This is a genomic window from Streptomyces sp. NPDC000983, assembly GCF_040299205.1.
GTDB lineage: Bacteria > Actinomycetota > Actinomycetes > Streptomycetales > Streptomycetaceae > Streptomyces.
Map to the genome: position 1 here is coordinate 305371 of NZ_JBEPBM010000003.1, position 22246 is coordinate 327616.

The 22246-nt window shown below is 68.8% G+C and carries 17 protein-coding genes; 4 read left to right on the forward strand and 13 right to left on the reverse strand.

Going from position 1 to position 22246, the window contains the following annotated elements; genetic code table 11:
• Positions 1-23: 23 nt before the first annotated feature.
• The 12 genes from ABT296_RS05430 to ABT296_RS05485 form a co-directional block, all read right to left on the reverse strand.
• Positions 24-1106, reverse strand: a complete 1083-nt coding sequence (locus ABT296_RS05430) for an ABC transporter ATP-binding protein (RefSeq protein WP_351923444.1) — start codon at positions 1104-1106, stop codon at positions 24-26.
• A complete protein-coding gene (locus ABT296_RS05435; protein WP_351923446.1) occupies positions 1099-2082 on the reverse strand; it encodes an ABC transporter ATP-binding protein in 984 nt (327 codons plus the stop codon). Before ABT296_RS05435 ends, ABT296_RS05430 begins: the two co-directional genes overlap by 8 nt.
• 173 nt (positions 2083-2255) lie before the next feature.
• Positions 2256-3233, reverse strand: a complete 978-nt coding sequence (locus tag ABT296_RS05440; RefSeq protein WP_351923448.1) for an ABC transporter permease — start codon at positions 3231-3233, stop codon at positions 2256-2258.
• Positions 3226-4149, reverse strand: coding sequence for an ABC transporter permease (locus tag ABT296_RS05445; RefSeq protein ID WP_351923450.1), 924 nt, complete (start codon positions 4147-4149; stop codon positions 3226-3228). The genes ABT296_RS05440 and ABT296_RS05445 overlap by 8 nt, the downstream gene beginning before the upstream one ends.
• Positions 4150-4155: 6 nt before the next feature.
• A complete protein-coding gene (locus tag ABT296_RS05450; protein WP_351923452.1) occupies positions 4156-5787 on the reverse strand; it encodes a peptide ABC transporter substrate-binding protein in 1632 nt (543 codons plus the stop codon).
• 301 nt (positions 5788-6088) lie between these two features.
• Complete coding sequence (locus ABT296_RS05455; protein ID WP_351923454.1) at positions 6089-7201, reverse strand: ABC transporter ATP-binding protein; 1113 nt, start codon at positions 7199-7201, stop codon at positions 6089-6091.
• Between the two features lie 14 nt (positions 7202-7215).
• Entirely contained in the window at positions 7216-8277 is a 1062-nt protein-coding gene (locus ABT296_RS05460; RefSeq protein WP_351923456.1) for an ABC transporter ATP-binding protein, read from the reverse strand.
• A gap of 16 nt (positions 8278-8293) precedes the next feature.
• Positions 8294-9271, reverse strand: a complete 978-nt coding sequence (locus ABT296_RS05465) for an ABC transporter permease (RefSeq protein ID WP_351923458.1) — start codon at positions 9269-9271, stop codon at positions 8294-8296.
• Between the two features lie 97 nt (positions 9272-9368).
• Positions 9369-11159: an ABC transporter substrate-binding protein gene (locus ABT296_RS05470; protein ID WP_351923460.1), complete on the reverse strand. Its 1791-nt coding sequence runs from the start codon at positions 11157-11159 to the stop codon at positions 9369-9371.
• Positions 11160-11260: 101 nt separating this feature from the next.
• Complete coding sequence (locus ABT296_RS05475; protein ID WP_351923462.1) at positions 11261-12307, reverse strand: ABC transporter permease; 1047 nt, start codon at positions 12305-12307, stop codon at positions 11261-11263.
• 489 nt (positions 12308-12796) lie between these two features.
• On the reverse strand, positions 12797-14704 hold the full coding sequence (gene typA, locus ABT296_RS05480) for a translational GTPase TypA (protein ID WP_351923464.1): 1908 nt from the start codon (positions 14702-14704) through the stop codon (positions 12797-12799).
• A gap of 179 nt (positions 14705-14883) precedes the next feature.
• Positions 14884-17004, reverse strand: coding sequence for an ABC transporter family substrate-binding protein (locus ABT296_RS05485; protein WP_351923466.1), 2121 nt, complete (start codon positions 17002-17004; stop codon positions 14884-14886).
• 285 nt (positions 17005-17289) lie between these two features.
• On the opposite strand from ABT296_RS05485, the gene ABT296_RS05490 reads away from it, so the two are divergent.
• Genes ABT296_RS05490 through ABT296_RS05505 form a run of 4 tightly spaced genes read left to right on the forward strand, consistent with a single transcriptional unit; the run spans position 17290 to position 21142 of the window.
• On the forward strand, positions 17290-17583 hold the full coding sequence (locus ABT296_RS05490) for an Rv0250c family protein (RefSeq protein WP_351923468.1): 294 nt from the start codon (positions 17290-17292) through the stop codon (positions 17581-17583).
• Between the two features lie 24 nt (positions 17584-17607).
• Positions 17608-18441 carry a succinate dehydrogenase subunit SdhC gene (gene sdhC / locus ABT296_RS05495; protein ID WP_351923470.1) on the forward strand — a complete coding sequence of 278 codons (834 nt, stop codon included), beginning with the start codon at positions 17608-17610 and terminating at the stop codon, positions 18439-18441.
• On the forward strand, positions 18441-20369 hold the full coding sequence (locus ABT296_RS05500; protein ID WP_351923472.1) for a fumarate reductase/succinate dehydrogenase flavoprotein subunit: 1929 nt from the start codon (positions 18441-18443) through the stop codon (positions 20367-20369). Before sdhC ends, ABT296_RS05500 begins: the two co-directional genes overlap by 1 nt.
• Positions 20366-21142: a succinate dehydrogenase/fumarate reductase iron-sulfur subunit gene (locus tag ABT296_RS05505; protein WP_351923474.1), complete on the forward strand. Its 777-nt coding sequence runs from the start codon at positions 20366-20368 to the stop codon at positions 21140-21142. Before ABT296_RS05500 ends, ABT296_RS05505 begins: the two co-directional genes overlap by 4 nt.
• 60 nt (positions 21143-21202) lie before the next feature.
• Here the strand turns inward: ABT296_RS05505 and ABT296_RS05510 are convergent, their stop codons facing one another.
• On the reverse strand, positions 21203-22126 hold the full coding sequence (locus ABT296_RS05510; protein ID WP_351923476.1) for a class I SAM-dependent methyltransferase: 924 nt from the start codon (positions 22124-22126) through the stop codon (positions 21203-21205).
• Positions 22127-22246: the final 120 nt, after the last annotated feature.

A 22246-nucleotide genomic window follows, 5' to 3' on the forward strand; every position in this document is an offset into this window, starting at 1 on the left:
GCGTCAAGGGAGTTGCCTCCTTGTTACCGCACGGTCGGTGGCTCGTCGGGGTCCTCGGGCGGCTGTGGCGGCGGTGGCTCCTCGGGGGGCACGACCTGCTTCTCCTCGGCGAAGTGGCAGGCCGAGTCGTGCGCGGCGGGGCCCTCGACGGCACGGAAGAGGGTCGGTACGGCGAGCAGCGGGACCTCGTCGGCGCAGCGCTGCTGGGCCTTCCAGCAGCGGGTGCGGAAGCGGCAGCCGGAGGGGATGTTCGTCGGGGAGGGCACGTCGCCGGCGAGGATGATCCGCTCGCGGTGCTCGCGGGCCTCCGGGTCGGGGACGGGCACCGCGGAGAGCAGGGCCTGGGTGTAGGGGTGCGTGGGGTGGTCGTAGATCTCGGCGTCCCGGCCGGTCTCCACGATCCGGCCCAGGTACATGACCCCGACCCGGTCGGAGATGTGCCGGACGATCGACAGGTCGTGGGCGATGAAGATGTAGGAGAGCTCGAAGTCCTTCTGGAGCCGGTCCAGCAGGTTGATGACCTGGGCCTGCACCGAGACGTCCAGCGCGGAGACCGGTTCGTCGGCGACGATGATCTCCGGGCGCAGCGCCAGCCCGCGGGCGATGCCGATGCGCTGGCGCTGGCCGCCGGAGAACTGGTGCGGATAGCGGTTGATGTACTCGGGGTTGAGACCGACGACGTCCAGCAGTTCCTGGACCCGGCGGCGCCTCTCGCCCTTGGGGGCCACGTCGGGGTGGATGTCGTAGGGCTCCCCGATGATGTCGCCCACCGTCATCCGGGGGTTGAGGGAGGTGTAGGGGTCCTGGAAGACCATCTGGATGTTGCGGCGCACCGATCTGAGGGCCTTGCCGGACAGTTTGCTGACGTCCTCGCCCTTGTAGAGGATCGAGCCGGCCGTCGGCCGCTCCAGGTTGACCAACATCTTCGCGACCGTGGACTTGCCGCAGCCGGACTCGCCGACGATGCCGAGGGTCTCGCCCCGGTCCAGCCGGAAGTCGACGCCGTCGACGGCCTTCACGGCGCCGACCTGCTTCTTGAAGAGGATGCCGGTGGTGAGCGGGTAGTGCTTGACCAGCCCGCTGACCTCCAGGATGGGCTCAGCCATGGAGGCACTCCCTCCAGAAGTGGCAGGCGCTGCCCCGGTCCTGGTCCGACTCGGTCACCTCGTACAGGGGCGGTTCGTCGGTGCGGCACACGTCCTGCGCCATGGGGCAGCGCGGGTGGAAGGCGCAGCCGGGCGGGATGCGCATCAGGTTCGGCGGCAGGCCCTTGATGGCGTAGAGCTCCTGGCCCTTCTGGTCCAGGCGCGGGATGGAGTCGAGCAGGCCGCGGGTGTAGGGGTGGGCGGGCGCCTTGTAGATGTCGTGCACGGGCGCCGTCTCCACGATGCGGCCCGCGTACATCACGGCGATCCGGTCGGCGACGTCCGCGACGACGCCGAGGTCGTGGGTGATGAGGATCAGGCCCATGTGGTACTCGCGCTGGAGCTCGGCGAGCAGGTCCATGACCTGGGCCTGGACGGTGACGTCGAGGGCGGTGGTCGGCTCGTCGGCGATGATCAGGGCGGGTTCCAGGGCGAGCGCCATCGCGATCATGATGCGCTGGCGCATACCGCCGGAGAACTGGTGCGGGTACTGCTTGACGCGTTCCTTGGCGGCGGGGATGCGGACGTGGTCCATCAGCTCGACGGCCTTGGCGCGGGCGTCCTTCCTGGACATGCCCCGGTGCACGGTGAACATCTCGCCGAGCTGGTCGCCCACGCTCAGCACGGGGTTGAGGGAGGACAGCGCGTCCTGGAAGATCATCGCCATGCCGGCGCCGCGGATCTTCCGGCGCTCCTCCTCCTTGAGCTTCAGCAGGTCCTTGCCCTGGAAGAGGATCTCGCCCGAGGTGACGCGGCCCGGCGGCATGTCGAGGATGCCCATGATCGCCTGCGCGGTGACCGACTTGCCGGAGCCGGACTCGCCGAGCACGGCGAGGGTCTCCCCCGCGTCGACCGCGTAGTCGACGCCGTTGACCGCCTTGGCGACCCCGTCCCTGGTCCGGAACTCCACGTGCAGATCACGCACTTCGAGGAGCACGTCTCACCTCAGCTTCGGGTCGAGGGCGTCGCGGACGGGGTCCTCGCGGACGGCGTGCGCGGATGGGATGCCGGGGGTCCGGCCGCCCGGGCGGCGATCCCCACCGGGGGCGGCCGCCGGGCGGGCTGCGGGTGCGCCGGGCGGCGCGGGCGCTCTCCACGTCATGGCTGACGTCACCTCAGCTTCGGGTCGAGGGCGTCGCGGACCGCGTCGCCGAGCATGATGAAGGCCAGGACGGTGACCGCGAGGGCGCCCGAGGGCCACAGCAGGGCGTGCGGCGCGTTGCGGACGTAGGGGGAGGCGGCCGAGATGTCGATGCCCCAGGAGACGCTGGGCGGTTTCAGCCCGACGCCCAGGTAGGACAGGGTCGCCTCCAGCGAGATGTACGTGCCGAGCGCGATGGTCGCCACCACGATCACCGGGGCGACGGCGTTGGGCGTGATGTGCTTGAGCAGCATCCGGGAGTTGGAGGCGCCGAGCGCGCGGGCGGCCTGCACGTAGTCGTTCTGTTTGACGGTGATGACCGAGCCGCGGGCGATGCGGGAGATCTGCGGCCAGCCCAGCAGCACCATGAACCCGATGACCGGCCAGATGCTGTTGCTGGTGACCACCGACAGCAGGACGAGTCCGCCGAGGACGACGGGGATCGCGAAGAAGATGTCGGTGACCCGGGAGAGCACCGAGTCCCATCCGGCGCCGAAGAACCCGGCGAGCCCGCCGAGCACGCCGCCGAGGATCGCGACCCCGAGCGTGGCGCAGACGCCGACGGCGACGGAGGTGCGGGCGCCGTAGACGGTCCGGGTGTAGACGTCGCAGCCCTGGCCGTTGAAGCCGAAGGGGTGGCCGGGCTGGGAGCCCTGCTGGGCCTTGGCGAGGTCGCACTTGAGGGGGCTCATCCAGGTGATGGCGCCCGGCCACAGGGAGATGAAGACCAGGAAGAGGATGACCAGCCCGGCGATGATGAAGACCGGGTTGCGGCGCAGGTCGCGCCAGGCGTCGGACCACAGGGAGCGGGGCTTCTCCTGCGGTCCGGTGCCCTCCGGGCCGCCCGGGGTCTTCTCCAGCGTCTCGCCCTCGGACATCGCGAGGTCCATTCCGCCGCCCGCCCCCGTCGGGGCGATCGCTCCGTCGTCGTAGGGCTGCTCAGGCATAGCGGATCCTCGGGTCGAGTACGGCGTAGAGGAGGTCGACGAGCAGGTTGGCGATCAGGAAGACCAGCACCAGGACGGTCACGAAGCCGACCACGGTCTGGGTGTTCTGGCGCAGGATGCCCTGGTAGAGCTGGTAGCCGACGCCGTGGATGTTGAAGATCCGCTCGGTGACGATGGCGCCGCCCATGAGGGCGCCGATGTCGGTGCCGATGAAGGTGACGACGGGGATCAGCGAGTTGCGCAGCAGGTGCCGGGTGATCACCCGGCGCCGGGGCAGCCCCTTGGCGACGGCCGTGCGGACGTAGTCGGCCCGTTTGTTCTCCGCGATGGAGGTGCGGGTGAGGCGGGTGACGTAGGCCAGCGAGACCGAGGCGAGGACGAGGCCCGGCACGATCAGCTCGCCGAAGGTCGCGTCCGTGGAGACCGACGGTTTGATCCAGCCCCACTCCACGCCGAGCAGGAGCTGAAGGATGAGGCCGGTGACGAAGGTGGGCACCGAGATCACCACGAGGGTGACCAGCAGCACCCCGGTGTCGACGGGCCGGCCGCGCTTGAGGCCGGTGATCACGCCCAGGGTGATGCCGATGACGATCTCGAAGAGGATCGCCACGATCGTCAGCCGGATGGTCACCGGGAACGCCGAGGCCATCAGCTCGGTGACCGGCTGCCCGTTGAAGGCGGTGCCGAAGTCACCGGTGAAGACGTTCCCCATGTAGGTCAGGTACTGCTGCCACACCGGCTTGTCGAGGCCGAACTCCTTCTCCAGCTGGGCGGCCGTCGCCGGGTCGCACTGCCGGTCGCCGCAGAGTCCCGCGATGGGATCGCCCATCACGTTGACCATGAGGAAGATCAGCAGGGTCGCCCCGATGAAGACCGGGATCATCTGGAGCAGGCGCCGGACGACGTACCGTCCCATGGGCGCTCAGCCGACCTTGATCTCGTTGTAGACCGGGACGCTGAACGGGTTGAGCTTGACGTTGGACAGGCGCTCGGAGTATCCGGCGCTGCCGTTCTGGTACCAGAGCGGGATGGCGGCCATGTTGTCGCGGACGACGGCCTCGGCCTGCTTGAAGAGGTCGACGGCCTTGGCGGTGTCGGTCTCGGCGTTGGCCTGGTCGACGAGGTCGTCGAAGTCCTGGTTGGACCACTTGCCGTCGTTGGAGGAGGCGTTGGTGTAGTAGAGCGGCTGGAGGAAGTTCTGGATGAGCGGGTAGTCCATCTGCCAGCCCGCGCGGAAGGGGCCGCTCATCTTCAGGTCGGTGATCTGGCTGCGGAAGTCGGCGAAGGTGCCGACCGGGTTGCCGACGCACGCCTTCTCGTTGTCGAGGGCGTTGTTGATGGAGTTGCAGACGGCGTCCACCCACTCCTTGTGCGAGCCGGTGTCCGCGTTGTACGTGATCTTGACCTGGCCGCCGGGGAGGCCGCCGCCCTCCTCGATGAGCTTCTTGGCCGCCGCGGCGTCGTACTCGCAGGCGTCGCCGCAGAAGCCCTCCTCGAAGCCGCCGTCCTCGCCGAGCACCGGGGAGGTCCAGTCGGTGGCGGGGGTGCGGGTCTTCTGGAAGATCGTCTCGGTGATCTGGTCGCGGTCGATGGCGCGGGAGAGCCCGGTGCGGACCTTCTCCATGCCGGCCTTGTCCCAGTTGTCGTCGTAGAACGGGAACGCGAGCGTCTGGATGATGCCGGCCGGGGTGTTCAGATAGCGGTCGCCGAGGTCGGCCTGGACGTTCTGGAGCTGCGCGGCGGGCACGTCGTCGACCAGGTCGAGGTTGCCGGCCAGCAGGTCGGTGTAGGCGGTGTTGTTGTCGGTGTAGACCTTGAGGTCGACACCGCCGTTCTGCGCCTTGTCGTCGCCGGGGTAGTCGTCCCAGGCGCGCAGGGACATCTGCGAGCCCTTGGCGTAGGAGTCGATGGTGTACGGGCCGTTGCCGACCGGCTTGCTGAGCCAGGCGTCGTGGTCGTCGAAGAACGCCTGCGGCAGCGGGGCGTAGGCGGGGTAGCCGAGGGTCTCGGGGAAGGTCGAGAACTTCTGGTTGAGCTTGACGGTGAAGGTCTTGTCGTCGACGACCTTCAGTCCGGAGAGGGTGTCGGCGCTCTGCTTGCTGCCGTCCTCGGGGTGGACCTTGTCGTAGCCCTCGATGTAGCCGAAGAAGTACGCGTTCTTCTGGTTGTTCTTCAGGCTGGCGCCGTAGTTCCAGGCGTCGACGAACGAGTTGGCGGTGACCTTCTCGCCGTTGCTGAAGTTCCAGTCCTTGATCTTGACGGTGAAGTTCTGCGAGTCGGTCGTCTCGATGGACTCGGCGAGCATGTCCTGGGCCTCGCCGGTCTCCGGGTCGTACCGCTTCAGGCTCCGGAAGATCATGTCCAGGACCTTGCCGCCCTGCACCTCGTTGGTGTTGGCGGGCTCCAGCGGGTTCTGCGGGTCGCCCCAGGAGGAGCTGAGCACGGCACTGGTGTCGCCCCCGCTGTCCCCGTCGTCGCCGCCGCCGCAGGCCGTCGCCGCGAGCGCTACCGCCGCCGCGCAAGCGGCCCATTTGGCGTGCGTGGCTCCACGCATGGAGTGCCTCCTCATGACTGCGCTGTGCTTCCGCCGTGTCCCCAGCGCCTGTGCGCTGCGTCATTACCGGCAAATATCGGCTCATATGACATAAAGCGCACGCGCTTGCCGTCCTTCGGGGTAACCGGTCACCCCTGCGGACGCGCCCGCCCGGCGCGCGGAGGCATCACGGACGCGCGGGCACGAGGGAGGCCGGTGCCCGGCGTCGGCGCACGCGAAGGGCCTGCCCCTCGGAGCGGATCGGTCCCTGACGGGTACCGACCTGCTCCGACGGACAGGCCCTCGGTGCGGGTGTTGCGTGTCAGTCCTGGTTGGCCTCCAGCGCCCTGAGCGCCGGGTCCATGACGACGTCCTCGTCACGGGCCTCGGTGGTCGGGTCCTCCGGGAAGTGGCACGCGGTCAGGTGACCACCGGCGTTGCCGGAGATCTGGACGAGCGGGGGCTCCTCCGTCGCGCACTTGTCCTGCGCCTTCCAGCAGCGGGTACGGAACCGGCAGCCGGACGGCGGGTGGATCGGGGAGGGCACGTCGCCGTAGAGCCGGATGCGCTCGCGCTGCTCCGTCTCGTCGTCGATCTGCACCTCGGGCACCGCGGAGAGCAGGGCGTGGGTGTAGGGGTGACGGGGCCGGTTGTAGATGGATTCCCGGTCACCGACCTCGACCACCTTGCCGAGGTACATGACGGCGACGCGCTGCGAGAAGTGCCGCACGATCGCGAGGTCGTGGGCGATGAAGACGAAGGCGATGCCCAGCTCGTCCTGGACCTTGCGGAGCAGGTTGACGACCTGCGCCTGGATCGACACGTCCAGCGCCGAGACCGGCTCGTCGGCGACGATCAGCTTGGGGTTCAGCGCGAGCGCCCGGGCGACACCGATGCGCTGGCGCTGACCGCCGGAGAACTCGTGCGGGAAGCGGTTGTAGTGCTCGGGGTTGAGTCCGACCAGTTCCAGCAGCTCCCGGACGCGGTTCTCGCGGCCGCCCTTGGGGTCGATCCCGTTGACCTCCATCGGCGACTTGATGATGGAGCCGACGGTCTGGCGCGGGTTCAGCGACGAGTACGGGTCCTGGAAGATCATCTGGATCTCGGACCGCACCGGCGCGAGCTGCCTGCGGCTGGCGCGGGTGATGTCCTGACCGGCGTACGTGATCTGTCCCGCGGTCGGCTCCAGCAGCCGGGTGATCAGCCGGCCGGTGGTGGACTTGCCGCAGCCCGACTCGCCGACCAGGCCCAGGCTCTCGCCGACGGCGACGCTCAGGTCGACGCCGTCGACGGCCTGGACGGCCCCGACCTTGCGTTTGATCGGGAAGCCGCCGTAGATCGGGAAGTGCTTGGTCAGACCCTTGACCTCCAGGAGCGGCTCCGTGGAGGAACGGGTGGAGCCCTGCTGTGCGGGGAGGGTGAGGTTCTCGCTCATGATCTCGGTTCTCCCTAGCGCAGCCGGGGCTGGATCTCGTCGATGAAGATGGTCTGCTTCTGGTCCGCCGTGAGGTGGCAGGCGGCGGCGCGGCCCTCGGCCAGCGGTGGCCGGGACTGGGTGCACAGGCCGCCGGACACCTTGTCACGGAAGGCGCAGCGCGGGTGGAAGGGGCAGCCGGTCGGCGGGTTCAGCAGCGACGGCGGGCTGCCCGGGATCGGGGTCAGCTCCTGGCCGATCTCGCTGTCGAGGCGCGGCATGGAGCTGAGCAGTCCCCAGGTGTAGGGGTGGGTCGGGGTGCGGAGCACCTCCTTGACCGAACCGCGCTCCACGGCCCGGCCGGCGTACATCACCAGCAGGTCGTCGGCCATGTTGGCGATGACGCCGAGGTCGTGGGTGATGAAGATGATCGCGGAGCCGAACTCCTGCTGGAGGTCCTTGAGCAGGTCCAGGATCTGCGCCTGCACGGTCACGTCGAGCGCGGTGGTCGGCTCGTCGGCGATCAGCAGGTCCGGGTCGCACATCAGCGCCATGGCGATCATCGCGCGCTGGCGCATACCGCCGGAGAACTGGTGCGGGTAGTCGTCGAAGCGCACCTTGGGCTGCGGGATGCCGACCTTCTCCAGCATCTGGATCGCCCGGTCCCTGGCCTCCTTCTTGGAGGCGCCCATGTGCTTCATGTACGGCTCGGCGAGCTGCCGTCCCACCGTGTAGTACGGCGACAGCGCCGTCAGCGGGTCCTGGAAGATCATCGCCATCTTGTTGCCGCGGAGCTTCTCCAGCTCCTTTTCCTTGGCGGTGACGAGTTCCTGGCCGTCGAGGACGATCTCGCCGTCGACGGTGGTGGTCCGCGGGTTGTGCAGGCCCAGGATGGTCAGGTTCGTGACGGACTTGCCGGAACCCGACTCGCCCACGATGCCCAGGGTCTTGCCGCGCTCGACATCGAAGGAGAGTCCGTCGACCGCCTTGACGATGCCGTCCTCGGTGGAGAACTGCACCCGCAGGTCACGGACCGAGAGGAAGCTCTCGGGCCCGGTCGGGGCCGGGGCGTCCTCGGTCTTGGTCAGTGTGGTCACGGTGGTTCGTTCTTCCTTAGGAGAGTCGGACGCGCGGGTCGATCCAGGCGTACGCGATGTCGACGAGGATGTTCAGCAGCAGGATGAAGAACGCCCCGACCAGCATGACGCCCATCGTCAGGGGGAGGTCCTTCGTGACCGCTCCGTCCACGGCGAGGCGGCCGATTCCCTGGAGGGAGAAGGTGAGTTCGGTGACGACACCGCCGCCGAGCAGGGCGCTGATGTCGATGCCGAGAATCGTCACGATCGGGATCAGCGAGCCGCGCCAGGCGTAGCGGAAGAAGACGTACTTCTTGCCCATGCCCTTGGCCCGGGCGGTCCGCACGTGCTCCTCGGCGAGCTGCTCGATCATCGAGGAGCGCGCCATACGCGTGTACTGCGCGGTGAAGATCGTGGCCATGACCGCCATGGGGATGGACAGGCCGACGAACCAGCCGAGCGGGTCCTCGGTGATCGGCACGTACTTGGGGAACTCCATCCAGCCCGTGTTGTACACGAGGATCAGCAGCACGATCGGGCCGAGGAAGTAGATCTGGAACGAGCTGAGCACCATCGAGACGCCGGTCGCGGCCTTGTCCACCGCGGTACCGCGCCGGTAGGCGGCGAGCATGCCCGCGCCGATGCCGATGACCAGGAAGACCACCAGGGCGCCGACCGTCAGGGAGAGGGTCAGCGGGAAGCGGTCCATGATGATGGAGGTGACGTTGTCGCCGTAGTAGAAGGACCGGCCCAGGCACGGAGCCGGGCAGTTCCCCTCCGGGAAGTCGCGGCCGGCCACGACGCCGACCATGAAGTCCCAGAACTGCTGGGCGAGCGGCAGGTCCAGACCGAGGGCGTGCCGGATGTCCTCGAGTCTCGCGGGCGAGCAGTCCTTGCCACAGGCCAGTGAGGCGTAGTCGGACGGCGCGGCGACGAAGAGGAAGAAGGTGGCGGCGCCGATCAGGAACAAGGTGACGACGGCACCGACCGAGCGCCGGATGATGAACTGAAGCATGGCGGGGGGCTGCTCTCTGCGGAGACGGTGGACGGGTTCACGGAACTGCGGGGGCGCGCTCCGCCTGGTGCGCGCCCCCGCGAACAGCCGTAGAGAGTTACGACTTCAGGAACAGCTGGGTCACGTCGAGGTAGCTCGACTCAGTGCTGTAGCGGGCACCGCCGATGTTCGAGCCGTAGAGCTGGAACTGCTTGGTGTACCACAGCGGCGCACCCGGGTTGACCTCTTCGAGGATGTACTTGTGGGCCTCTTCCCACGTCTTGGAGGCCTGCTCCGGCTGCTCGCCCAGAGCCTTCTTGATCAGCTCCTGGACCTTCGGGTCGTTGATGTGCGAGTAGTTCGGCGAACCGTCGGCGACCTGGTCACCGTCGTAGACCGGGGTGACGACCGTGGACGGGGACGGCCAGTCCTGGCCCCAGCCGCTGATGTAGATGTCGTACGGGTTGTCGAGCTTGCCGATCTGCTCGTAGTAGCTCGCGGCGTCGATCTCCTTGGAGACGACGTCGATGCCGACCTTGCCGAGCGCGTCCTCGATGGCGACCTTGCGCTTCTGGCCGGCCTCGGAGTTGGCGTAGGCGAAGACGACCTTCTTCTCGGACGCCGGGACGTCCTTGAGGAGCTCCTTGGCCTTCTCGATGTTGCCCGCCGGCGTCTTCAGACGGCCGTAGGGGTCGTACTTGGCGTCGTAGCCCGGCAGGGTCGGGGCGAACAGGTTCGGGGCGACGTCGCCACCGTAGGCGCCACCCTCACCGGCGATGAGCGACTTGGAGTTCACCGCGTAGGTGATGGCGTCACGGACGGCCTTGTTCTTGACGCGGTCCAGGTTGAACGTCAGCGTCATGACGTAGGGCTGGTAGCCCTTGATCGTGCGCTTGTTGACGGCCGGGTCGCTGATGACGTCCTGGATCTGGGTGGCGTCGACGCCGCCCGTGAACTGGATGGCGTTCTTGGCCTCGCCCTGGTCGGAGATCAGACGCTTGGTCTGGGTCGACTCGGTGATGCCGAACTCGAAGTTGAAGCCGTCGAGGTACTGGTGACGGACCGGGTCGGTCTTGGCGTCCCAGTTCTCGTTCTTGACGAGCTTGAGGGTCTTGCCCGCCTTGAACTCCGCGATCTTGTAAGGACCGGTGGCGACCGGGGCGGTGTCGTACTTCTCCTTCGTGTCGGACTCCTCCGGCACGACGGAGTAGCCCGGCATGGCCAGCGTCATCGGAAGGTCCGGACGCGGGGTGTCGAAGTGGAAGACGATCGTCTTGTCGTCCGGGGTCTCCAGGACCGAGTCCGGCAGGTGCTTCTTGCCGAAGCCGCCGTCGGGCAGGGCCTTGCGGTAGTCCGGGCCGCTCAGCCAGGTCTGCAGGAAGGTCGGGCCGTCGAAGATGAACTCGGCGTACAGGCGCTCGACGGAGTGGCGGACGTCGGCGGAGGTGATCTCCTTGCCGTTCTGGTCCTTGATGCCGTCCTTGAGCGTGAACGTCCAGGTCTTGTTGTCGTCGGACGCCTTGCCGGAGTCGGTCGCGAGGTCACCCACGACCGAGACGCCGCCCTTGCCGTCCTCCTGGAAGTTGGTCAGACCGCGGAAGACCAGGTTGGCGAACTGACCCGCGTCCGAGACGTAGATCTGACCCGGGTCCATGTGGGACAGGGCCGACTCCTGGTAGACCGTGACGGTGCCGCCCGGCTTCGCCCCGGTGACCTCCGCGGCCGGACCGGCCGAGGCCTTCTCGTCCAGGTAGGCGACGCCCTGCGACTGCTCCTTGGCCTTCTCCTGGCTCTCGCCCTTGTCCCCACCGGTGCTACCGGTGTTCTCGGAGCAGCCGGTGAGCGCGAGGGAGCCGGCCGCGATGGCGACCATGATGGCGCGCGCTCTGCGCGAGGTGAACGACTTCATAGCGGTGTAAGCACCTACCTGTCGGTTGTTATCCGTGTGTACTGCCTGACGCGGCTGGTAGGCCGACTGGGGGCGGCAGTCACCCCCCACCAACGGACGGCTCAGCGCCCGGACTTGGGGTCGAAGGCATCCCGTACCGAGTCTCCGAGGAGGTTGAAGCACAGGATGAAGATGACGAGCAGCACACCCGGGAAGAAGATGAACGCGGGGTCCTGCTGGGTGTACTGCGCGCCGGCGGCGAACAGACGCCCCCAGTCCGGGGTGGGCTCGACGAAGCCGACACCCGCGAACGAGAGGAACGCGATGGTCAGGATGGTGCTGGGCAGCTGGTACGTGAACTGCACCAGCACCGGGGTGACGATGTTCGGCAGGACCTCCTTGCGGATGATCCGGCCGGGCGACGCCCCGGAGACCTTGGCGGCCTCGATGAACTCGCGCTCGCGCAGCGCCAGTACCACGGAGCGGACCAGACGGGACATGCCCATCCAGCCGAGAACCCACAGCACGATCAGGATCGCCACCGCCCGGAAGTACGTGGGCGTCTCCTCCCGCGGGTCCACGAAGAACGAGGTCACCACGGGCATGAAGGCGATGAAGAACAGCTGCGAGGGGAAGGACAGGAAGAAGTCCGTGACCCGGCCCAGCCAGTAGTCCGTGCGGCCGCCGAAGTAGCCGCCGACCAGACCGATGATCACGCCCGTGACCGTCAGCAGGACCGAGACGCCCAGCGCCATGAACAGCGAGGTCCGCATGCCGTACATCAGCATGGCGAACAGGTCACGGCCGTACTGCGGCTCCACGCCGAACCAGTGGTCGGCGGAGAGGCCACCGAAGTAGCCGAGCGGGAGGCCGAAGTCGTCCAGGACCGGCTTGTCCGCGTACGTCGGGTCCTGGCCGTACAGGGTGTACGGGTCGGTGCCGCTGATCGCGGTGAGCAGCGGCGCGCACAGCGAGACGACGAAGAAGAAAATGACTACGCCGGCGCAGAACATCCCTGTACGGTCACGCTTGAAGCGCTGCCACATCAACTGCCCGGGAGAGCGACCCTCAAGCTTCTTTGGCTTCTCGGCGACCTCGGAGGTCGCTTCGAGTTCTGGGTCCAAGGCGACCGCGGACCCGGAGCCCTCGGCCTTCGTCGGACTGGTCATGTGTGTTCTTCCCCCGGGGGGTTGGAGAGTTGAGCGCAGCACAGATACCGGCAGGTTCTGTGGTTTGGGGGAACTTTCGCCAAACGGGTCAACGCGCGTCAAGAGCGGAAGACATAGGGATCTCCCTACCGTCGATATTTTGAACAAAAATTGCAAAGATTGACACCTGCGCGCGCTTGACAGGTGCGGAGACTAACCGGCAATTTGGACATTTAGGTCTTAAATTTCGTTTACATGTCCGAAACTTGATCGGCAATACACCGATATCCGAACAGGACCTCCGAGAGTCGCGGCACACCACCACAAACGCCGCGTACGGACACGTCCGCCGCCCCTCGGACACCCCCCTGACACGACGGCCCGGCGCCCTCCCCCTGACCGGGGAGGGCGCCGGGCCGTGGTGGCCCGTACGAGGCCGTTCAAGGCGCCGGACATGCCGACGGACCCGGCCTCCCGTTCGAGCGGGGAGACCGGGCCGTGAGGGCTTCGTCAGCCGTGCTTGGCGCGGCTCGCGGCGCGGGCGCGCTCGCGCTGGTCCAGGTTGACCTTGCGAATGCGAACGGCCTCGGGGGTCACCTCGACGCACTCGTCGTCGCGGCAGAACTCCAGCGACTGCTCCAGGGAGAGCTTGCGCGGCGGGACGATCGCCTCGAACGAGTCGGCCGAGGAGGACCGCATGTTCGTGAGCTTCTTCTCCTTGGTGATGTTCACGTCCATGTCGTCGGAGCGGGAGTTCTCACCGACGATCATGCCCTCGTACACCTCGGTGCCGGGGTCCGTGAACAGCACGCCGCGCTCCTGGAGGTTCGTCATCGCGAACGCGGTGACGGCACCGGCGCGGTCGGCGACCAGGGAGCCGTTGTTACGGGTCTGGAGCGGGCCGAACCAGGGCTCGAAGCCCTCGTGGATGGAGTGGCCGATGCCCGTGCCGCGGGTCTGCGTGAGGAACTCCGTCCGGAATCCGATCAGACCGCGGGAGGGCACCACGAACTCCATGCGGACCCAGCCCGAGCCGTGGTTGGACATGTTGTCCATCCGGCCCTTGCGGACGCCCATGAGCTGCGTGACGGCGCCCATGTGCTCCTCCGGCACGTCGATGGTCATGCGCTCGACGGGCTCGTGGGTCTTGCCGTCGACCTCCTTGGTGACGACTTGGGGCTTGCCGATGGTCAGCTCGAAGCCCTCGCGGCGCATCTGCTCGACCAGGATGGCCAGCGCCAGCTCACCGCGGCCCTGCACCTCCCAGGCGTCCGGGCGCTCGGTGTCCAGGACCCGGAGGCTGACGTTACCGATCAGCTCTCGGTCCAGGCGGTCCTTGACCTGGCGGGCGGTGACCTTGCGGTCCTTGACGGCCGACTTGGCGTCGGCGCCCTTGCCGGTGCCGCCGCGGCCGACCAGCGGGGAGGTGTTGGTGCCGATGACCATGGAGATGGCCGGCTCGTCGACCGTGATCAGCGGCAGCGCGACCGGGTTCTCGGTGTCGGCGAGGGTCTCGCCGATCATGATGTCCGGGATGCCCGCGACGGCGCAGATGTCACCGGGGCCGGCCACCTCGGCCGGCTTGCGGGTGAGCGCCTCGGTCATCATCAGCTCGGTGATGCGGACGTTGCTGATCGAACCGTCCCGCTTGATCCACGCGACCGTCTGGCCCTTGCGCAGCTCGCCCTGCTCGACCCGGAGCAGCGCGATACGGCCGAGGAAGTTGTCGGCGTCCAGGTTGGTGACGTGCGCCTGGAGCGGGGCGGCCTCGTCGAAGGTCGGGGCCGGGATGTGCTCCAGGATCGTGGAGAAGAACGGCTCCAGGCTGTTGGAGTCCGCGGGGACCGTGCCGTTCTCGGGCTTGGTCAGCGAGGCGATGCCGTCACGGCCGCAGGCGTAGACGATCGGGAACTCGATCTGCTCCTCGTCCGCGTCGAGGTCCAGGAACAGGTCGTAGGTCTCGTTGACGACCTCGTCGATCCGGGAGTCCGGGCGGTCCGTCTTGTTGATGCACAGGATGACGGGGAGCCGCTGCTGGAGCGCCTTGCGCAGCACGAAGCGGGTCTGCGGCAGCGGGCCCTCGGAGGCGTCGACGAGCAGCACGACACCGTCGACCATCGACAGACCGCGCTCGACCTCGCCGCCGAAGTCGGCGTGGCCGGGGGTGTCGATGATGTTGATCGTGATCGGGTCCCCGCCGTCCTTCGGGTGGTACTTGACCGCCGTGTTCTTGGCGAGGATCGTGATGCCCTTCTCACGCTCCAGGTCGTTCGAGTCCATCATGCGGTCGTCGACCGAGTCGAGCTGATGGGCGGCGAAGGCACCGGCCTGCTTCAGCATTCCGTCGACGATGGTCGTCTTGCCGTGGTCGACGTGGGCGACGATGGCGACGTTGCGGATGTCGTGGCGCGTGGCCATAGTGAGGCGTTCTCCCGGAGTGTGAGGGTGGCCTGCGCGTACGTCCGTGTGACGCGGGCCCTGCCGGGCTTGACGCGCCACGGCCTCACCCCATGGTACGGGGCCTCTCGTGCGGCAGCGCGCCGGGCTGTGTCCGGCCGACCGGACACAGCCCGAGGAACAGCGCCTGACCTGGGCTTTTACTTCTTCGACGACCCCGCGGCGGGACGCGCACCCTTCTTCAGGAAGCCCATGTCCTCGTAGACCGGGGTCCGGAAGCCGAAGGCGCCCGCGTTGGCCAGGCTCTTGCGGGCGGCCGTCAGCTGGGGCCGCTGGTAGAGGGGGATGGAGCCGGCCGCGGCCCAGATGCGCGCGTCCGCCTTGCGCATCAGCTTCTTGGTCTCGCTCTCGTTCAGCGTGGAGACGGCCTGGTCGAAGAGCTGGTCCACCTGGTCCGTGCCCACGCGGGTGTAGTTCTGCTCGACGTTCAGGGATCCGTCGGCCGCCGGCACCGGCTTGGCGTAGATCGGGCGGGCGTCGGTGGCGGGGAAGGCGGAGGCCGGCCAGGAGTAGAGCGCCAGGTCGTACTCGCCGGAGGCGACGTGGTCCTTGAAGTAGCTCTCGTCGGAGACCTTGGCCAGCTCGGTGCGGATGCCGACCCGGTCCAGCATGCGCCGGATCCGCTCGGCGACCGTCCGCAGGGAGTTCGAGCCCGGGCCCGAGGGGACCACGAAGCGCAGGGTCAGCGGCTTGCCGTCCTTGGCCAGCGACCCGGCCGCGGCGCCGGCCGGAGCGGCGGTGCCCTTCGGGGCGTAGGCGCCCGGCACGCCGCCCTGCCGCAGCTCGTGCGCCTTCTTCTCCCGGTCCGCCTCCGCGGGGGCCTTGCCGTCCTCGCCGACGATGTACGTCCCGTCGTCGTCCGCGCCGGAGTCCTTGGAGTCCTCGGTCCCCTTGGAGTTCTCGGAGCCCTCGGCGCCCTTCTTCCCGGCCTTGTCCCCCTTCTTCGTGTCCTCGTCCTCCGCCCCCGCGGCCTTCTCGCCCTGTTCCTTCACCTTGCCGCCGCGGACCCAGCCGGCGTCCGAGAGCAGGGCCTGCGCCTCCGCGGTGTCCTGGCCGCCCAGGGCGCCGCTGCCGTCGGCGTAGGCGGCCTGGCCGGAGAGCGCGAGATGGCTGCCGACGGGTTCGACGGGCAGTCCGAGGGGCTTGAGGACGACCCTGGCCAGCTCCTTGCGGTCCAGCGCCCGCGCCACCGCCCGGCGGACCCGCTCGTCGGCGAGGGGGCCGTCGGCGCCGTTGAGGGCGAGCTGGGTGTAGGCGGGCTCCAGCGAGCGACGGACCTCGAAGCCCTTCAGCGCCGCCCGCCCGGAGTTCTCCTCGGTGACCGCGGCACGCCGCTTGGAGTCCGCGTCCGCCGTGGGCGAGGCGCTGCCCCGGGCGGCGAACCTGATCCGGCTCACCGCCTGCGGGTCGACCTCGGCGAGGTCCAGGTTCCCGGCGGCCAGTTCCTCGACCCGCCGGTCGCGTTCCACGGCGCGCAGCACGATCTTGTCCAGCTTGGCGGGGCTGCCCCACCAGCGCGGGTTGCGGGTGAGGACGATCTCGTCGTCCTTGCGGTCGACCTTGCGGTCGACCTTGCGTACGGCGAAGGGGCCGGCGGTGACCTTGAGCTTGCGGCGGGCGGAGTCGTTGAACGAGTCCGGGGTCCCCATCACGTCCTTGGGGTACAGCGGCGAGAACAGCGAGCGCCAGTCGGCGTAAGTCCGGGCGAAGGTGACCTTGACCTCCAGGTCGTTGGCCCCGCGTTCGATCCGCTCGATCCGCTCGTACCCGGCGTTGCGCGCCGTCCAGTACGCGGAGTCCTTGCCCGACAGGGCCCGCCACTGGGCGGCGAAGTCGGCGGCGCCGATCTCGCGGCCGTCGCTCCAGACCGCCTGCTGGTTCAGCTTGTACAGCACGACCTGGCGGGGCTCGGTCTCGACGACCTTCGCCGACTCCAGGAAGTCGGCGTTGATCTCCGGCCGGCCGGACCCGTCGAGGCGGTACATCGACGGCAGGACGGCCTGGGCGACCCGGGCGGAGGTGGCGTCGGCGTCCGCCTGGAAGGTGTTCAGGGTGTCCGGGACCGCGTCCACGGCCCAGCGCAGGGTGCCGCCGTCGGCGACCAGGGAACGGGCGGCGGGAGCGATGTCCTGACCCGCGAGGGGCTTGCCCGCCGGGTCCTCGGCGGCGCAGCCGGCCAGCGCGGGCACCGCGAGCGCGCCCGCGGTCAGAAAGGCGACCGAGCGCATCACCGCGCGGGGTCCTGGACCGTCGTGGGACATCTGCTTACCTCCGGGAGCCGCGGGGGTTACGATCACTTTTGGTGGTATATGGAGCTGATCACATCTATGCGGCCACTGAAGAGGAAAGGGTTCGGCAACGGGCCGCGACACGGCGTGGCACACCCTGAAGCCCACTCGGGCGGCGCAACGCACGACGGAACGCACCCACGCGCCTCGGCCAATCGGTGCACATCCCTTCACAGCGACTGGTGTGACGCGCAACACTCGCAGGCGCATGAGCGTTGCCGCCCACGGCCGTACGGCCGACGGAAGTGAGGTCACGTCATGTCCGTGTACGACGACCTGATGTCAGTCCAGCGGTGTCTCGACGACCTGAACCGGTCGGTGAGCCGTCTGGAACAGCAGATGGGCAGTGGCGGTCTGGACATCCGCCGCGTCCGCACCGACTGCGATCACCTGCGCGAGAGCGTGGCACTGCTGCGTGCCGCGGCCTCCGCGCCCTCGGTGGCACCCCAGCCCCCCGACCTCGTCACCATCCCCGACACCCCCTACGACGACTCTCTGTGGATCGACACGGACGACGAGGGTCTGGGCGCCAGGGACCGGCGAGCCCCCTGAATCCGAACCGACCGGAGTCACACCTTGGCCACTGGTACGGAACCCCCTGACACGGACTCCCATCCGCCCCGCGGCGTGCACACCCGCTCGCGCGCCGCGATCGCCGCCCCTCATCTGCGGACCGACCGCTGGTGGCTGGCGCCCGCCGCCACCGCGGCCGGTCTGTTCGCGTTCATCGTCTACTCGACGTGGCGCGCCTTCTCCAACGCCGACTACTACGCGGCGCCCTACGTCTCGCCGTTCTACTCCCCCTGTCTGGCGGAGAACTGCGAGCCGATGAAGGGCGGCCCCAACTGGGAGATCTTCGGGAGCTGGTGGGGCCTGTCGCCCGCCATCCTGATCCTGATCTTCCCGCTCGGCTTCCGGCTGACCTGCTACTACTACCGCAAGGCCTACTACCGCGGCTTCTGGGCCTCCCCGCCCGCCTGCGCGGTGGCCGAGCCGCACGCGAAGTACACCGGCGAGACCCGCTTCCCGCTGATCCTGCAGAACATCCACCGGTACTTCTTCTACGCCGCGATCCCGGTCGCCGGGATCCTGACGTACGACACCGTCCTGACCTTCCGCGACGAGCACTACGAGTGGGGCCACATGGGCCTGGGCACCCTGGTGTTCCTCGTCAACATCGTGCTGATCTGGGCGTACACGATCTCCTGCCACTCCTGCCGGCACATCGTCGGCGGCAAGCTCAAGCACTTCTCCAAGCACCCCGTCCGCTACCGGATGTGGCAGTGGGTGGGGAAGCTCAACGCCCGTCACATGCTGCTCGCCTGGTCGTCGTTGGTGAGCGTCGCGCTCGCCGACTTCTACGTGTATCTCGTCGCGTCCGGTGCCTTCGACGATCCGAGGTTGTTCTGATGTCCGTGGTGGACCGGCAGGAGTGGGACGTCGTCGTGATCGGCGCGGGCGGCGCGGGCCTGCGCGCCGCCGTCGAGGCACGCGAACGCGGCGCCCGTACGGCGGTGATCTGCAAGTCGCTGTTCGGCAAGGCGCACACGGTGATGGCCGAGGGCGGGATCGCGGCCGCGATGGCCAACGCCAACGAACACGACAGCTGGCAGGTGCACTTCCGCGACACCATGCGCGGCGGCAAGTTCCTCAACCAGTGGCGGATGGCCGAACTGCACGCGCAGGAGGCCCCGCAGCGGGTGTGGGAACTGGAGACCTGGGGCGCCCTGTTCGACCGCACGAAGGACGGGCGGATCTCCCAGCGCAACTTCGGCGGCCACGAGTACCCGCGGCTCGCCCATGTCGGCGACCGCACCGGCCTCGAACTGATCCGCACCCTCCAGCAGAAGATCGTCGCCCTCCAGCAGCAGGACTTCAAGGAGACCGGCGACCACGAGTCCCGGCTCAAGGTCTTTCAGGAGTGCACCGTCACCCGGGTCCTCAAGGACGGCCCCCGCGTCTCGGGCGCCTTCGCCTACGACCGGGAGACGGGGCGCTTCTTCGTCCTGGAGGCGCCGGCCGTGGTGATCGCCACCGGGGGCATCGGCAAGTCCTTCAAGGTGACGTCGAACTCCTGGGAGTACACCGGCGACGGCCACGCGCTGGCGCTGCTCGCGGGCGCTCCCCTGCTCAACATGGAGTTCGTGCAGTTCCACCCGACGGGCATGGTCTGGCCGCCCTCGGTGAAGGGCATCCTCGTCACCGAGTCGGTGCGCGGCGACGGCGGGGTGCTCAGGAACTCCGAGGGCAAGCGGTTCATGTTCGACTACGTCCCGGACGTCTTCAAGGAGAAGTACGCCGAGTCCGAGGAGGAGGGCGACCGCTGGTACGAGGACCCGGACAACAACCGGCGTCCGCCCGAGCTGCTCCCCCGCGACGAGGTGGCCCGCGCCATCAACTCCGAGGTGAAGGCGGGCCGCGGCTCCCCGCACGGCGGGGTCTTCCTGGACGTCTCGACCCGGATGCCCGCCGAGGTGATCAAACGCCGGCTGCCGTCGATGTACCACCAGTTCAAGGAGCTGGCGGACGTCGACATCACCGCGGAGGCGATGGAGGTCGGGCCGACCTGTCACTACGTGATGGGCGGGATCGCCGTCGACTCCGACACCGCCGCGGCCCGCGGGGTGCCGGGGCTGTTCGCGGCCGGGGAGGTCGCCGGCGGCATGCACGGCTCCAACCGGCTCGGCGGCAACTCCCTCTCCGACCTGCTGGTGTTCGGACGCCGGGCGGGCTGGCACGCGGCCGAGTACACGGCGGCCCTCGCCTTCGAACGCCCCGCGGTGGACGACGCCGAGGTCGACACCGCGGCCGCCGAGGCGCTGCGCCCCTTCTCCGCCCAGAGCACCGACGGGACCGCGCCGGAGAACCCGTACACCCTGCACCAGGAGCTCCAGCAGACCATGAACGACCTGGTCGGCATCATCCGCCGGGAGGGCGAGATGGAGCACGCCCTGGAGAAGCTGGCCGAGCTGCGGGTACGGGCCGGCCGGGCCGGGGTGGAGGGGCACCGGCAGTTCAACCCCGGCTGGCACCTCTCGCTGGACCTGCGCAACATGCTGCTGGTCAGCGAGTGCGTGGCGCGGGCCGCCCTGGAGCGCACCGAGTCGCGCGGCGGCCACACCCGGGAGGACCGCCCGACGATGGAACGCTCCTGGCGCAACGTCAATCTGCTGTGCCGGCTGGCCGATCACACCGCCGTCTCGGCGGCGGCCGACCCGGAACGCGACCGGATCGACCTGACCCGGGAGCACACCGACCCCATCCGCCCCGACCTGCTCGCCCTGTTCGACAAGGAGGAGCTGGTGAAGTACCTCGCCGAAGAGGAGCTGTACGAGTGAGCAGCTACGAGGCCCGCTTCAAGGTGTGGCGGGGTGATGTCGGGGGCGGCGGTCTGGAGGACTTCGCGGTCGAGGTGAACGACGGGGAGGTCGTCCTCGACATCGTCCACCGGCTCCAGGCCACCCAGGCCCCCGATCTGGCCGTCCGCTGGAACTGCAAGGCGGGCAAGTGCGGTTCGTGCTCGGCGGAGATCAACGGCAGGCCGCGGCTGATGTGCATGACGCGGATGTCGGTGTTCGACCGCGAGGAGACCATCACGATCACCCCGCTGCGGGCCTTCCCCGTCATCCGGGACCTGGTGACCGACGTCGGCTTCAACTACACCAAGGCGCGCGAGGTCCCGGCCTTCGTGCCGCCCGAGGGGCTGGCCCCGGGCGAGTACCGGATGATGCAGGAGGACGTGGACCGCTCGCAGGAGTTCCGCAAGTGCATCGAGTGCTTCCTGTGCCAGGACACCTGCCACGTGGTCCGCGACCACGAGGAGAACAAGCGGGCCTTCGCCGGTCCGCGGTTCCTGATGCGGGTGGCGGAGCTGGACATGCATCCGCTGGACGCGGCCGCCGAGTCCGGCCTGGACCGCAAGGGCACGGCCCAGGACGAACACGGTCTCGGCTACTGCAACATCACCAAGTGCTGTACGGAGGTCTGCCCCGAGGGCATCAAGATCACGGACAACGCGCTGATCCCGCTGAAGGAGCGGGCCGTGGACCGCAAGTACGACCCGCTGGTGTGGCTGGGGTCGAAGATCCGCAGGCGGTCGGGGTCGGGGTGAGGAGGCGGGGCGGGTCGGGCCGGGGCTGAGGCCCGGCTCAGGCCGGGGCTGAGGCCCGGCTCAGGCCGGGGCGGCTCGCAGGTAGCCCGAGTGGGCGACCTGACCCAGGAACCCGAACCGGGTCCGGGTGGTCATGTGCTTCTCGAAGGCCTCCTTGATCCCGGGCCACTTGGGGTGCCCGAAGTCGTCGAGGACGACGATCCCGCCCGGCGCCACGATCCGCTCCGCCCACTCCAGGTCGGCGGCGACTCCGGCGGCGGAGTGGTCGCCGTCCACGACGACCACCGCGTAGGCGCGGTCGGCGACCAGGGCCCGTACCTCGGGGTCCTCGGAGAAGCCCTGCTGGATGCGGGTGGCCTCGCCGGCCGCTCCGGCGAGGCTCAGGTTGACGCGTACGGCCGCGAGGTCGACGGGGGTGCCGGTGGCGTCGCCGCCCATGGTGGCGCCGGGCTGGAGCTGGGTCCCGGCGAGCGGGTCGACGATGGTCAGGTTCGGCTCGCGTCCGGCGCGCTGCATCATCCGGATGAGGGCGGCGCCGAACATCCCGTACAGGGTGCCGATCTCCAGGATCTCCTCCCCGGGCGGATCGAGCAGGGGGACGGCGGAGAGCTTGCCGACGATGCTCATCGTGCCGCCGGCGATCCGGCCCACGCCGAGCGCCTCCAGCGCGATGAGCAGCCGGAACGCCTGTGCCACGGTGCGCTCGGCGTCCTCGCGGTCGGCGCCGGTCACCTCGACCAGCTCCGAGATCGTGCGGTCGAGGTGGGGCGCCGAGGGCAGCCGGGACGCGCCGCGGCCGGTGCCGTCGAAGAACAGCTCCAGGGGGCGCTGGCGGTTGCGCAGCGTTCTCAGCTCCTTCTGGAGCGAGTCCTTCGAGGCGATCTCCACATGCCGGCGGACCTCGCGCTCGATGCGCTGGTCGATCAGCGACACGATCGGGCTCAGGGCGCGCCGGGCGGCCTTGCGGGTCTTGGACGTTCGCATCCCGGGACCGTAGGTCGCGCACAGCCCACCCACAACAAACGTGAGGGTGCGCGGAGTTGAAGCCCACATGACGTCTGGGCCATGGGCCGTCCACCGCGCCCGGCCGGGCGCGTCCGCCTC